Source organism: Streptomyces sp. NPDC093089 (assembly GCF_044754405.1).
GTDB lineage: Bacteria > Actinomycetota > Actinomycetes > Streptomycetales > Streptomycetaceae > Streptomyces.
This window is the reverse complement of sequence record NZ_JBIVPA010000013.1, coordinates 62,572-76,017: the sequence shown is the minus strand read 5'-3', so window position 1 is coordinate 76,017 and position 13,446 is coordinate 62,572. Positions and strand designations below refer to the sequence as shown.

The 13,446-nt window shown below is 71.1% G+C and carries 10 protein-coding genes; 8 read left to right on the top strand and 2 right to left on the bottom strand.

What is annotated here, in order from left to right; translation table 11 throughout:
- Positions 1-24 precede the first annotated feature (24 nt).
- The 6 genes from ACIQFX_RS28285 (at position 25) to ACIQFX_RS28260 (ending at position 6,951) form a co-directional block, all read left to right on the top strand.
- Positions 25-1,194: an ABC transporter ATP-binding protein gene (locus tag ACIQFX_RS28285; protein WP_402468944.1), complete on the top strand. Its 1,170-nt coding sequence runs from the start codon at positions 25-27 to the stop codon at positions 1,192-1,194.
- Entirely contained in the window at positions 1,191-2,120 is a 930-nt protein-coding gene (locus tag ACIQFX_RS28280) for an ABC transporter permease (protein WP_402468941.1), read from the top strand. Before ACIQFX_RS28285 ends, ACIQFX_RS28280 begins: the two co-directional genes overlap by 4 nt.
- Positions 2,120-2,917, top strand: coding sequence for an ABC transporter permease (locus ACIQFX_RS28275; RefSeq protein WP_402468938.1), 798 nt, complete (start codon positions 2,120-2,122; stop codon positions 2,915-2,917). The genes ACIQFX_RS28280 and ACIQFX_RS28275 overlap by 1 nt, the downstream gene beginning before the upstream one ends.
- Positions 2,918-2,953: 36 nt before the next feature.
- Positions 2,954-4,372 carry an NAD(P)/FAD-dependent oxidoreductase gene (locus ACIQFX_RS28270; RefSeq protein ID WP_402468935.1) on the top strand — a complete coding sequence of 473 codons (1,419 nt, stop codon included), beginning with the start codon at positions 2,954-2,956 and terminating at the stop codon, positions 4,370-4,372.
- A gap of 115 nt (positions 4,373-4,487) precedes the next feature.
- Positions 4,488-4,967, top strand: coding sequence for a hypothetical protein (locus ACIQFX_RS28265; RefSeq protein ID WP_402468931.1), 480 nt, complete (start codon positions 4,488-4,490; stop codon positions 4,965-4,967).
- A gap of 244 nt (positions 4,968-5,211) precedes the next feature.
- The gene (locus ACIQFX_RS28260; RefSeq protein WP_402469320.1) at positions 5,212-6,951 is read left to right on the top strand and encodes a chitinase; all 1,740 of its coding nucleotides are present in this window, start codon (positions 5,212-5,214) and stop codon (positions 6,949-6,951) included.
- On the opposite strand, the gene ACIQFX_RS28255 is transcribed toward ACIQFX_RS28260, so the two are convergent.
- Positions 6,887-7,651: a phosphatase PAP2 family protein gene (locus ACIQFX_RS28255; protein WP_402468928.1), complete on the bottom strand. Its 765-nt coding sequence runs from the start codon at positions 7,649-7,651 to the stop codon at positions 6,887-6,889. The two genes, ACIQFX_RS28260 and ACIQFX_RS28255, sit on opposite strands and share 65 nt — an antisense overlap.
- Before the next feature lie 118 nt (positions 7,652-7,769).
- Positions 7,770-9,104: a 4-aminobutyrate--2-oxoglutarate transaminase gene (gene gabT / locus ACIQFX_RS28250; RefSeq protein ID WP_402468925.1), complete on the bottom strand. Its 1,335-nt coding sequence runs from the start codon at positions 9,102-9,104 to the stop codon at positions 7,770-7,772.
- A gap of 349 nt (positions 9,105-9,453) precedes the next feature.
- Here gabT and ACIQFX_RS28245 point away from each other — a divergent pair, with 349 nt between their 5' ends.
- Both ACIQFX_RS28245 and ACIQFX_RS28240 read left to right on the top strand, forming a co-directional pair.
- Positions 9,454-11,685, top strand: a complete 2,232-nt coding sequence (locus tag ACIQFX_RS28245; protein ID WP_402469318.1) for an ATP/GTP-binding protein — start codon at positions 9,454-9,456, stop codon at positions 11,683-11,685.
- A gap of 173 nt (positions 11,686-11,858) precedes the next feature.
- A complete protein-coding gene (locus ACIQFX_RS28240; RefSeq protein WP_402468922.1) occupies positions 11,859-13,412 on the top strand; it encodes a PucR family transcriptional regulator in 1,554 nt (517 codons plus the stop codon).
- Positions 13,413-13,446: the final 34 nt, after the last annotated feature.

Below are 13,446 nucleotides of genomic sequence, written 5' to 3'. Positions count from 1 at the left end.
CTCACTCCCCTGGGACCGCAACCCATGACTGACAAGACTGCTCACACCGGAAAGAACACTGGCGGCGGCGACGTCCGTCTCACCGGGATCAGCAAGTCGTACGGCTCGTTCACCGCCGTCCACCCGCTGGACCTCACCGTCCCGCAGGGCTCCTTCTTCGCCCTCCTCGGCGCCTCCGGCTGCGGCAAGACCACCACGCTGCGCATGATCGCCGGCCTGGAGGACCCGAGCACCGGCACCGTCTTCCTCGGCGACAAGGACGTCACCGACCTCCCGCCGTACAAGCGGCCGGTCAACACCGTCTTCCAGTCCTACGCGCTCTTCCCGCACATGGACATCACCGAGAACATCGCCTTCGGCCTGCGCCGCCGCGGCATCAAGTCGGTGAAGAAGCAGGTCGACGACATGCTGGAGCTCGTCCAGCTCGGCGACAAGGCCCGCCACAAGCCCCACCAGCTCTCCGGCGGCCAGCAGCAGCGCGTCGCCGTGGCCCGCGCGCTCATCAACCACCCGCAGGTGCTGCTCCTCGACGAGCCCCTCGGCGCCCTCGACCTCAAGCTGCGCCGCCAGATGCAGCTGGAGCTCAAGCGGATCCAGACCGAGGTCGGCATCACCTTCGTGCACGTCACCCACGACCAGGAGGAGGCCATGACCATGGCCGACCAGGTCGCGGTCATGAACGGCGGCCGGGTCGAGCAGCTCGGCGCCCCCGCCGACCTGTACGAGAACCCGCAGACCACCTTCGTCGCCAACTTCCTCGGCACCTCCAACCTCATCGAGGCCGAGGTCCTGGAGACCGGCTCGGACGTGCTCGCCACCGCCGGCGGCGGCAAGCTCCGGATCCCCGGCGACCGCTGTACCTCCGCCGTCCGCCAGGGCGGCAAGGTCCTCGTCGGCGTCCGCCCCGAGAAGATCTCGCTCGCGCACGCCGACGACGCGGGCTCGATCGCCGACGGCCGCAACCGGGTCACCGGCCGGATCGCCGACTCCTCCTTCATCGGCGTCTCCACCCAGTACGTGGTGAACTCGCCGGCGGGCGCGGAGCTCCAGGTCTACGAGCAGAACATCGAGCGCGACACCCGCCTGGTCCCCGGCGCCGAGGTCGTCCTGCACTGGAACCCGGCCCACACCTTCGGGCTCGACGCGGCGCAGGACATCGACGCGGGCGTGGAGACGGTGGAGGACGCCGGATGAGCACTCCCACGCTGACGAAGGAAGCGCCTCCGACAGAGGAACCGGTTCTGCGCAAGCCTTCGACCCGCAAGCGGCTCGTCCCGTACCTGCTGCTGCTCCCCGGCATCATCTGGCTGCTCGTCTTCTTCGCGCTGCCGATGGTCTACCAGGCCTCCACCTCCGTCCAGGAGGGCAGCCTGGAAGCCGGCTTCAAGGTCACCTGGCACTTCCAGACCTATGTGGACGCCTTCACGGAGTACTGGCCGCAGCTCCTGCGCTCGGTGCTGTACGCGGGCACCGCGACCCTGCTCTGCCTGCTGCTCGGCTACCCGCTCGCGTACCTCATCGCCTTCAGGGCGGGCCGCTGGCGCAACCTGCTCCTCGTCCTCGTCATCGCCCCCTTCTTCACCAGCTTCCTCATCAGGACGCTCGCGTGGAAGACGATCCTGGCCGACGACAGCATCGTCGTGGACCTGCTGAACGCCCTGCACGTCCTCGACGTGACCAGCTGGCTCGGCTGGACCGACGGCGAGCGGGTGCTCGCCACGCCCATGGCCGTGGTCTGCGGTCTGACGTACAACTACCTGCCGTTCATGATCCTGCCGCTCTACACCTCGCTGGAGCGGATAGACGGCCGGCTGCACGAGGCCGCGCAGGACCTCTACGCGTCCCCGTCCACCACCTTCCGCAAGGTGACCTTCCCGCTGTCGATGCCCGGCGTCGTCTCCGGCACCCTGCTCACCTTCATCCCTGCGAGCGGCGACTACGTCAACGCCGAACTGCTCGGATCGACCGACACCAAGATGATCGGAAACGTCATCCAGTCGCAGTTCCTCCGCGTCCTCGACTACCCGACGGCGGCCGCGCTCTCCTTCATCCTCATGGCGATCGTCCTGGTGATCGTCAGCCTCTACATCCGCAAGGCGGGAACGGAGGACCTGGTCTGATGCGCTGGCTCCGAAAGAACCTCGTCGTCCTGGCGGGCCTGTTCACGCTCGCCTACATGATCGTGCCGAACATCGTGGTCATGGTGTTCTCGTTCAACAAGCCGAACGGGCGCTTCAACTACTCCTGGCAGCGCTTCTCGCTCGACGCCTGGAAGGACCCCTGCGGCGTCGCCGACATGTGCGAGTCGCTCTCGCTCTCGCTCCAGCTCGCCGCCTGGGCGACGATCGGCGCGGTCGTCCTCGGTACGATGATCGCCTTCGCGCTGGTCCGCTACCGCTTCCGGGCGCGCGGCGCGATCAACTCGCTGATCTTCCTGCCGATGGCGATGCCCGAGGTCGTCATGGCCGCCTCGCTGCTCACCCTCTTCCTCAACATGGGGATCGAGCTGGGCTTCTGGACGGTCCTGATCGCCCACATCATGTTCTGCCTGTCGTTCGTCGTGACGGCGGTCAAGGCCCGGGTCATGTCCATGGACCCGCGCCTGGAGGAAGCGGCGCGCGACCTCTACGCGGGCCCCGCCCAGACCTTCCTGCGCGTGACCCTGCCGATCGCCGCACCCGGCATCGCCGCCGGCGCGCTGCTCGCCTTCGCGCTCTCGTTCGACGACTTCATCATCACCAACTTCAACGCGGGTCCCGACACCGTCACCTTCCCCATGTTCGTCTGGGGCTCGGCGCAGCGCGGAACCCCCGTTCAGATCAACGTCATCGGCACCGCGATGTTCGTCCTCGCGGTACTGGTGGTCGTGGCCGGGCAGATCATCGCGAACCGGCGCAGGAAAACAGCAACAGCCTGAGCGAAGGCCGCTCAGGCACCGAAGGAGTTGGAAACCATGGCCCCAGTCGCCATGCGTCTCGCTGCACAATCTCTCTCCGACGCCCAGCCCGTCCCCTTCTGGCTGGAAGACCCCGGCAAGCCCGGCGCCCTGCCCGCCCTCACCGGCACCGAGAAGTGCGATCTCCTCGTGGTCGGCGGCGGATACAGCGGACTGTGGACCGCGCTCCTCGCCAAGGAGCGCGACCCCGCCCGGGATGTCGTCCTGATCGAAGGCCGCGAGGTGGGCTGGGCCGCCTCGGGCCGCAACGGAGGCTTCTGCGCCGCCTCCCTCACCCACGGCTTCGGCAACGGCCTCGCCCGCTGGCCGGGCGAGCTGCCGAGGCTGGAGGAGCTCGGCGAGCGCAACCTCGACGACATCGAGGAGGCGGTCGCCCGCTACTCCCTGGACTGCGACTTCGAGCGCACCGGCGAGATCGACGTGGCCACCGAGCCGCACCAGGTCGAGGAACTCGCCGAGATGTACGCGGAGATCGACCGGCTCGGACTCGCGGACGGCCTCGAACTCCTCGACCGGGACGCCGTCCGGGCCGAGGTCGACTCGCCGACCTTCCTCGGCGGCCTCTGGGACCGCCGCGGCGTCGCCATGCTCAACCCGGCGAAGCTGGCCTGGGGCCTGAAGCGCGCCTGCCTCGACCTGGGCGTGCGGATCTTCGAGAACACCCCCGGTCTGGAGCTGGTCTCCTTCGGCGCCGGCATGGGCGTGCGCACCCCGTACGGCCGTGTCGTCGCCGAGAAGGTCGCGCTCGGCACCAACGTCTTCCCGTCGCTGGTCAAGCGCGTCCGGCCGTACACCGTCCCGGTCTACGACTACGCGCTGATGACCGAGCCGCTCAGCCCCGAGCAGCTCGCCTCCGTCGGCTGGAAGAACCGGCAGGGCCTCGGCGACTCCGCCAACCAGTTCCACTACTTCCGGATCACGGCGGACAACCGCATCCTGTGGGGCGGCTACGACGCGATCTACCCCTTCGGCGGCAAGCTCGACGCCGAGATGGACCAGCGCCCGGAGACCTACCTCAAGCTGGCCGAGCACTTCTTCCGCTGCTTCCCGCAGCTGGAGGGCCTGCGCTTCAGCCACGCCTGGGGCGGCGCGATCGACACCTGCTCGCGCTTCTCGGCCTTCTTCGGTACGGCGTACAAGGGCAAGGTCGCGTACGCGGCCGGGTTCACCGGCCTCGGCGTCGGCGCCACCCGCTTCGGCGGGGACGTGATGCTCGACCTGCTCGCGGGGGAGCGTACCGAGCGCACCGAGCTGGACATGGTCCGCTCCAAGCCGCTGCCGTTCCCGCCCGAGCCGATCGCCTGGGCCGGCATCGGCATCACCAAGTGGGCGCTGGCCCGCGCCGACGAGAACGGCGGCCGGCGCAACCTGTGGCTGAAGACCATGGACCGGCTGGGCCTCGGCTTCGACAGCTGAGCCCGTCCTGTGATGCAGGTCACAATCGACGGGTGGGCGAACCCGCGTAAGAGAAGCCCCCGTACCCGCTCTCTCCGTGTGGACACCGCGTCCACACGGAGAGGAGATCGTTGCGATGATCGGTGCGGGGGCTTCTGGTGCCAAGAATGCGGTGGAGTGGCTGGCCTCGGTCGCACCCGACCCCGACGCCTGCCGCTGGGAGTGGGAACGCAACCCGCACGGGGTCGCACTGCTGCCCGCCGGCCGGCGCTGGGACGTGCTGATCCTGCCGGCGGACCTCGGCCACCCCACCCTCGACGTGCTGACCCGGCTCGTGGACCGGCCGGGTCCCGTCCTGGCCGACTTCGGCGAATCCCGGATCGGCTTCTTCGTCCCGCCGGGCACCGCCGCCCGCTGGATCGGCACCGGGGTGCGCAGCGCCGGCGCCGGCACCTGGATCGTCGTCCCGTACCCCGGCCGGTCGACCGGCGGGGTCCGCTGGCTGGTCGCGCCGGACGGTGCGGGCACCCTCAACGACGCCTCGCTCCTGGAACTGGCGATGCACGAGGCGGCGGGACGGCTCGCCGGGGGCGAAGGGGGGGCCGGCGCGGTCTGACGCGGACGAACGGTGCTTCCGATGCGGTCCGGCGCGTACGAACGGCGATTCCGGCGCGGGTGAACGGCGGTTCGGGGAAGGCCGGGTGCGGACGAACGGCGAACAGAGGTCTTGACCACTTGATTGGTCTGGACCATGCTGTGGCGCGCCCCCACCCCGAATTCCCCCACTCCCGGAGGCAGTTGTGGACCGCACCAGACCCCTCACCCTGCTCCTGGCGGGCGCCCTCGCCGCCGGCGGGCTCATGGCGCTCACCCCCGCCGCCCAGGCCGCCGACACCGAACTCGCCCGCAACGGCGGCTTCGAGGCCGGCCTCGACGGCTGGACCTGCACGGCGGGCAGCGGAGCCGTCGTCTCCTCGCCCGTCCACGGCGGGACGAAGGCGCTCCAGGCCACCCCGGCCGGCAGCGACAACGCCCGCTGCTCCCAGACCGTCACCGTCAAGCCCAACTCCTCCTACACGCTGAGCGGTTGGGTCCGCGGCAGCTACGTCTACCTCGGCGCCACCGGCACCGGGACCACCGACGTCTCCACCTGGACCGGCTCAGCCCCCGACTGGCAGCGCCTCGCCACCACCTTCACCACCGGCGCCTCCACCACCTCGGTGACGATCTACACGCACGGCTGGTACGGCACCCCCGCCTACCAGGCCGACGACCTCTCCCTGTACGGCCCCGGCGGCGACCCCGTCCAGCTCCCGACCGCCCCCACCGGTCTCGCGGCGGGCTCCCCGACCTCCACCACCGTGCCGCTCACCTGGACCGCGGTCTCCGGCGCCACCTCGTACAACGTCTACCAGGGCGCCACCAGGATCCAGACCGTCACCGGCACCTCGGCCACCGCGACCGGACTCACCGCCTCCACCCCGTACAGCTTCCAGGTCGCCGCCGTGAACGCCGCCGGCGAGTCCCCGAAGTCCGCGGCCGTCACCGCCACCACGACCTCCGGCGGCGGAGGCGGCGGCGGCCTGCCCGCGCACGCCCTCGTCGGCTACCTCCACGCCAGCTTCGCCAACGGCTCCGGCTACACCCGCATGGCCGACGTCCCCGACTCCTGGGACGTCATCAACCTCGCCTTCGGTGAACCGACCTCGGTGACCTCCGGTGACATCCGCTTCAGCCTCTGCCCGGCCACCGAGTGCCCGAACGTCGAGTCCGTCGCGGACTTCAAGGCGGCGATCAAGGCCAAGCAGGCCGCCGGCAAGAAGGTCCTCATCTCCATCGGCGGCCAGAACGGCCAGGTGCAGCTCTCCACCACCGCCGCCCGCGACACCTTCGTCTCCTCCGTCTCGAAGATCATCGACGAGTACGGCCTCGACGGCCTCGACATCGACTTCGAGGGCCACTCCCTCTCACTCCAGACCGGCGACACCGACTTCCGGAACCCGACCAGCCCGGTCATCGTCAACCTCATCCAGGCGGTCAAGACCCTCAAGGCCAAGTACGGCGCCAAGTTCGTCCTGACCATGGCCCCGGAGACCTTCTTCGTCCAGCTCGGCTACCAGTACTACGGCTCCGGCCCCTGGGGCGGCCAGGACCCCCGCGCCGGCGCCTACCTGCCCGTCATCCACGCCCTCCGCGACGACCTCACCCTGCTGCACGTCCAGGACTACAACTCGGGCTCCATCATGGGCCTCGACAACCAGTACCACTCCATGGGCGGCGCCGACTTCCACATCGCCATGACCGACATGCTCCTCACCGGCTTCCCCGTCGCCGGCAACGCCGACCGCTTCTTCCCCGCCCTCCGCGCCGACCAGGTCGCCATCGGTCTCCCCGCCTCCACCCAGGCCGGCAACGGCCACACCGCCCCGGCCGAGGTCAACAAGGCCCTCGACTGCCTCACCAGGAAGACCGACTGCGGCACCTACCAGACCCACGGCACCTGGCCCGCCCTCCGCGGCCTCATGACCTGGTCGATCAACTGGGACCGCTACAACCAGTGGGCCTTCTCGAAGAACTTCGACGCGTACAACTGGAGCTGACCGCCAGGATCAGCAACCCCAGGCAGAGACTGGCCAGCACGTCCAGCGGCCAGTGGAAGCCCCGGAGGACGAGCCCGGTCCCCGTCACCGCCGTGAGCACGGCGGCGACGGGGACCAGCCGTCCCGACACGAGGAAGGCCGCGCCGAAGTAGGCGACCATCGCGGTCGCCGTGTGCCCGGACGGGTAGTAGCCGTGGGCCCAGGGCTCGAAGGGGCCGGGGCGGGCCGTCCACTCCTTGAGGGGGATCACGAGCAGCGGTACGGCGGCCATGGCGAGACCGGCGTGCAGGGCGGCGGCGCGGCGGCCCCGCCACACCGCGTACGCCATGGCGCAGGCGAGGACCGGGAGGGCGACCGTCAGGTTGCCGAGATCGGAGGCGAGTTCGCTCAGCCGCCGGGGGACCGAGTCCACCACCGCGCGGGACACCCGCTCGTCGAGCCTGGCCAAGGGGCCGTGGACGAGCACCTGCCAGGTCACGACGGCGAGGGCGACGAGCGCCGAGAAGAGAGCCGGCCGCCCTGGAACAGGGGGGGTGGTTCCAGGGCGGCCGAGGGGATCGGGCTGCCGCGCGCCCCGGGGGGTATGGGGCGTGCGGCCATCCGATCGGTGAGGAGTCCCGGAGCACGAGGCGCCGGCGGTGTGCGCGTAGGCACGGTCTGGACGGTGCTGGGGAGGCTCCGCCCGGGGTGTTTCTCTCATCTGCGGAAACCGTACGCCAGAGAAGAGGGGGCCGACAGCGGGAAATGCATCCCGCCATCGGCCCCCCACAGAGTCTTCACACCATGGATGAGATCCGGGCCCTTCGGACCCGGACGGCTCAGATCTGGGCGAACGCGTTCTCGATGACGTCCAGGCCCTCGTTCAGCAGGTCCTCGCCGATGACCAGCGGCGGCAGGAAGCGCAGCACGTTGCCGTAGGTGCCACAGGTCAGGACCATCACGCCCTCGGCGTGGCAGGCCTTCGCCAGCGCGCCCGCGACCTCCGGGTTCGGCTCCTTGGTGACGCGGTCCTTGACCAGCTCGATGGCGATCATGGCGCCGCGGCCGCGGATGTCGCCGATGGCGTCGAACTTCTCGGCCATCGCCGTCAGGCGGGCCTTCATGAGCTCCTCGATGCGCTGCGCCTTGCGGTTGAGGTCGAGCTCCTTCATCGTCTCGATGGAGCCCAGCGCGGCGGCGCAGGCCACCGGGTTGCCGCCGTACGTGCCGCCCAGACCGCCGCCGTGGACGGAGTCCATGATCTCGGCGCGGCCGGTGACGGCGGCGAGCGGCAGGCCGCCCGCGATGCCCTTGGCGGTCGTGATGAGGTCCGGGACGATGCCCTCGTCCTCACAGGCGAACCACTGGCCGGTACGGCAGAAGCCGGACTGGATCTCGTCCGCGACGAACACGATGCCGTTGTCGTTGGCGAACTTCACGATCGCCGGCAGGAAGCCCTTGGCCGGCTCGATGAAGCCGCCCTCGCCGAGGACCGGCTCGATGATGATCGCGGCGACGTTGTCGGCGCCGATCTGCTTCGTGATGTTGTCGATCGCCTGGGCGGCGGCCTCGGGGCCGCAGTTCTCCGGGCCGGTGGGCCAGCGGTAGCCGTAGGCGACCGGCACGCGGTAGACCTCGGGCGCGAACGGACCGAAGCCCTGCTTGTACGGCATGTTCTTCGACGTCAGCGCCATCGTCAGGTTCGTACGGCCGTGGTAGCCGTGGTCGAAGACGACGACCGCCTGGCGCTTGGTGTACGAGCGGGCGATCTTGACCGCGTTCTCGACGGCCTCGGCACCCGAGTTGAACAGCGCGGACTTCTTGGCGTGGTCGCCCGGTGTCAGCTCGGCCAGCGCCTCGCAGACCTCCACGTAACCCTCGTACGGGGTCACCATGAAACAGGTGTGGGTGAAGTCCTGGAGCTGCGCGGAGGCGCGGCGCACGACGGCCTCGGCCGAGGCGCCGACCGAGGTCACGGCGATGCCGGAGCCGAAGTCGATCAGGCGGTTGCCGTCGACGTCCTCGATGATGCCCCCGCCGGCCCGCGCGGTGAAGACGGGCAGCGTCGAGCCGACGCCACCGGCGACCGTGTCGAGACGGCGGGCCTGAAGCTCCTGCGACTTCGGGCCGGGGATGGCGGTGACGATGCGCCGCTCCTGCGGGACAGCGTTCATGCGGGGCTCCTGGGGGTGTTCTGGACGCACTTGCGGGTTTCCTCCGCAGGCTAGGCGCGGGAGGCCCCGTGAGGCATGCGCCGATCGGGAGTAGTGGGGTGCGTGTCGTTGTCCGGGATGGACATGGCCCCCTCCCCTTCCGCTTCCCGGAAGCGACTTCCCGATGATCGGCCGAACGCGTTGTCGAAACCCCTCCCGAGCGGTCCGCGCCCACTAGATTGACGGTGGCACAGACGCGGCGACCTGGCTGGTCAGGGGGCAGGGGTTCATGGAAACCGACGGCACGTACGAGTCACCCGACACCAGGGAGGGCGCGGTACCCCGCCCGGCGGGGCCGCCGATGCCGCAGATGCCGCCCGGACCACCACCGATGAGGCCGCCTCTCGTGTCACCGCCGCCCGCCCAGGCGCCGTCTCGGCCGGGGATCGTCGAATGGCTTCGGATCCCGAGGCCGGCGGCCCCTCCCGGCGTGTGGCGGCTCGCGTACCGGCCCCGTCCGAAGGAGGAATCCGAGCGGGTGCCCGGGCGACAGCTCATCAGCGGTGCCCTGATCGCCTACCTCTGCGGATGGCTGCTCTGGTCACTGCTCCAGAACGGCTATCTCGGGGGTTGGTGGATCTTCGTCGACGACTGGTGGTTGCTGCCTTTGCTCTGGGTGCTGCCCGATGAGTGGCGGCACACCACGAGCTCCCAGTTCGAGCTGTACATGTTGGCGACCTATCTCTGGAACGGGGTCGTCCTCGGGCTCATGGCCGTGGGCTTCGGACGGGTCGGCAACTGGCGCGAAGTCTGGCACCGCTACGGCGTACCGGTGTGGCCGCTGTTCGTCCTCGTGCCGGGAGTCTGGCGCGAGCTGCCTCGTACGGTCACCTGGTTCACGTGGGTCTTCAACATCTACTACGTGCTGCTGTTCGCGGCCGTCGTCGCCGCTGTGGGACGTGTCGGCACCTGGCCGGTGGTCCGCCGCCGCCTCGGGCTGGCCGTCGACACACCGCAGCCACCGCCCGCCTCGGATCCCGCCGACTGGCCCGACCTGAGGGACGCCGGCCTCACCGAGGCCGCCAAGAGGCTTTCCGACGCCACCCACCAGGGCGTTCTCGGGGACGTCGACTACGCCCGGATCCGCCGAGCGTGGCAGGGCGTGCGGACGCAGCCGGAGCGCCTCGCCGCCTTCAACGAGGCCGTGCGCATCCGGGGCGCCGCCGCCTGCGGCCACCCTTCGGGACTCCGCGACCTACCGGTCCGTACCGCCACTCATGACCTGGTCACCGGCCAGGTCCTCATCGGCACCGTCGCCGACCACCAGCGCAACCCCTACGCGCGGCGTACCACCCGTGTCGCTCTGGAGCCGGGCGTCCTCGGGACCTCGTTGCTCGCCGTCGGCCCCGCGGGGGCTGGGAAGACCACCCGTCTGGTGCGGCCGGTCGTCGAAGCGCTCTGTCTTCAGGCCCTCGCCAACCGCGCCGCGGTCGTCGCCGTCACCGCCCAGGGGGCTCTACTCGGCCCCGACGAGGCCTTCGACGTAGTCGTCTCCGTCGGCCAGCGCGGGTCCACCCACGACCTCGATCTCTACGGTGGCGCCGAGGATCCCGACGAAGCGGCCCGCGTTCTTGCCGAGGCCCTCGTGGGGGACCTGGTCGCCGACAGCCGTCGGGCCGCCACCGCGCTCGCCCAGCTGATCGGCCCGTTCCTGGCCGCGTACGGCCGCTTCCCCGGCGTGCCTGAGCTGCGAGAGCTGCTCGGTGAGGCGCCCGACGCGATTGCCGCCCTCCGGGCCGCCGTCGCCGACGACCCTGCCCAGTTGCGAGAGCTGGATGCGAGGCAGCGGCAGACGGAACGCGGCGACGAAGTCGGGGTCCTGCTTGCCGAGCGCATCGCCTTCCTCGACCGGCCCGCTTTCAGCGGCTTCTTTCGCACCGATGACAACGCCGACGGCCCGGAGCGGTCGCAGTTCTCGCTCAGGGCGGTCGAGCACCCGCTCCGAGTCCGCGTCAATCTGCCCGAGCGCGGCCACGCCGAAGCCTCCCGGATCGTCTCGCGGCTCCTGCTCGCCCAGTTCACGGAGGCCGCCCTCGCACGCCGTGACCGCTCCCTCTTCGCCTGCCTGGTCCTCGACGACGCCACCTACACCGCCACCGGTGACTCCGTACGGGCTCTGCAGAGACTGCGCTCCGTCAACGCCGGTGTCGTCCTCGCCCTGCGCAGCTTGGAGGACGTGCCGGAGGGGCTGCGAGCGCCCCTGCTCGGGGCCGTCGGCTGTCGCATGGCGTTCTCGGGGATCGCTGCTTGGGACGGCGGACGGTTCGCCGAGACCTGGGGCACCGAATGGGTACAGACCCGGGACGTCACCAACCGGCAGATCATCTCGGACGAGCCGCTGACCAAGGTCCTGCACTTCATGCGCCGACTGGTGACCGGTCGGGCGGCCACGGCGGAAGCCGTGACCGTGCGGGAAGTGGAGCGGCAGCGGTGGTCGGCGTCGGAGCTTGCCCATGCGGTGCCGCCGGGGCATGCAGTGCTCTCCCTCACGCATGTGCGCGGCGAGCACATGCCGCCGCTGCTCGTCGACCTTCGGGGCTGACCCGGTCAGGACGTGGCCGGACGGCCGGGGCGCGGCGAGCGGGAGGCATCCGCCCCGCTTGGCCGAGAGCGGTCGGTCTGTGTGGCTGAGCGGCTACGCATCGGGGCTGGCACAATCGGGGGCGCCGCTCGGCTGGGCGGTGCCCCCTCGCTCAAAGGTCCGACGGTTTCACGATGCCGCCCACCCTCGCCTCGCTTGTGCAGCACTCCGCCCTCAAGCTCATCGTCCGTGCCGGTGAGGACCGCCTCGACACGCCTGTGCGGTGGGCTCATGTGAGCGAGCTCGCCGACCCGGTGCCGTACATGGAGGGCGGGGAGCTGCTGCTGACGACGGCGCTGACGTTGGACGCGGAGGACCTGGAGGCGATGCGCCGCTATGTGCGGAGGTTGCTCGGGGCGGGGGTGGTGGGGCTGGGCTTCGCCGTGGGGGTGAACTACGACGAGATTCCGCCGGCGCTGCTCGACGCGGCGCGGGAGGAGCACCTGCCGCTCCTGGAGGTGCCGCGGAGGACGCCGTTCCTCGCCATCAGCAAGGCGGTGTCGGCGGCCATCTCCGCGGACCAGTACCGGGCGGTCACGGCGGGCTTCGAGGCGCAGCGGGAGCTGACGAGGGCGGCGCTCGCCGAGGGCCCCGAGGCCGTGGTCGCGCGGCTCGCGGCGCACGTGGACGGTTGGGCGGCGCTGTACGACACGTCCGGGACGGTCGTCGCGGTGTCGCCGGAGTGGGCGGCGCGCCGGGCCGCCCGGCTCACGGCGGACGTGGAGCGGCTCCGGGACAGGCCGGCGCCCGCGAGCGCGGTCGTCGGGGGTACGGACGACCGCGTCGAACTCCAGTCGCTGGGCACCGGGAGGCGGGTGCGCGGCGCCCTCGCGGTCGGCACGGGCGCGCCCCTGGGGACCGCCGAGCGGTACGCGGTGCACTCGGCGATCGCCCTGCTCACCCTGACGACGGAACGTTCCCGCTCACTCCAGGCCGCCGAGCAGCGGCTGGGCGCCGCGGTGCTGCAGATGATGCTGACGGGCGAGCCGGAGCACGCGCGCGCGGTGGCGGGTGACGTGTACGGCGAGCTGCTCGACGCCCCGTTCCGGGTGCTCGTCGCGGAGCCCGCCGGGGGAGAGGCGGCGGCCGAGCCTCCGCTGCCGGTACTCGCCGAGGCCCTGGAGGCGGCGGCCGCCCGCGCGGGCGAGGCGGTCCTCGCCGTTCCCGAGGGCGAGCAGCGGCTCGTCGTCCTCGCCGGGGACGGGGGCGCGGTCGTCGCCGCCTGCGAGGGGTACGCGGAGCGGGACGCGGACGACGCGGGTGTCGTCGTCGGACTTTCCGCGCCGGCCGGGCCGATCGCGGCCGCGACGGCGTTCAAGCAGGCCGAGCAGGCGCTCTCGGTGGCCCGGCGGCGGGGCAGGGCGCTCGTCGAGCACGAGGACCTGGCGGCGGGCTCGGTCCTCCCACTCCTCGCCGACGACGCCGTCCGCGCCTTCGCCGACGGCATGCTGCGGGCCCTGCGGGAGCACGACGCGACCGGCCGCGGCGACCTCGTCGCGTCCCTGCGCGCCTGGCTCTCCCGGCACGGCCAGTGGGACGCGGCCGCGGCGGACCTCGGCGTCCACCGGCACACCCTCCGCTACCGGATGCGCCGCGTCGAGGAGATCCTCGGCCGCTCCCTCGACGACCCGGACGTGCGCATGGAGCTGTGGTTGGCGCTGAAGGCCACGGGCGAGGGCACGGAGTAGCTGAGGAGCGGGGTAGCGGGGTAGCGGAGGCGGT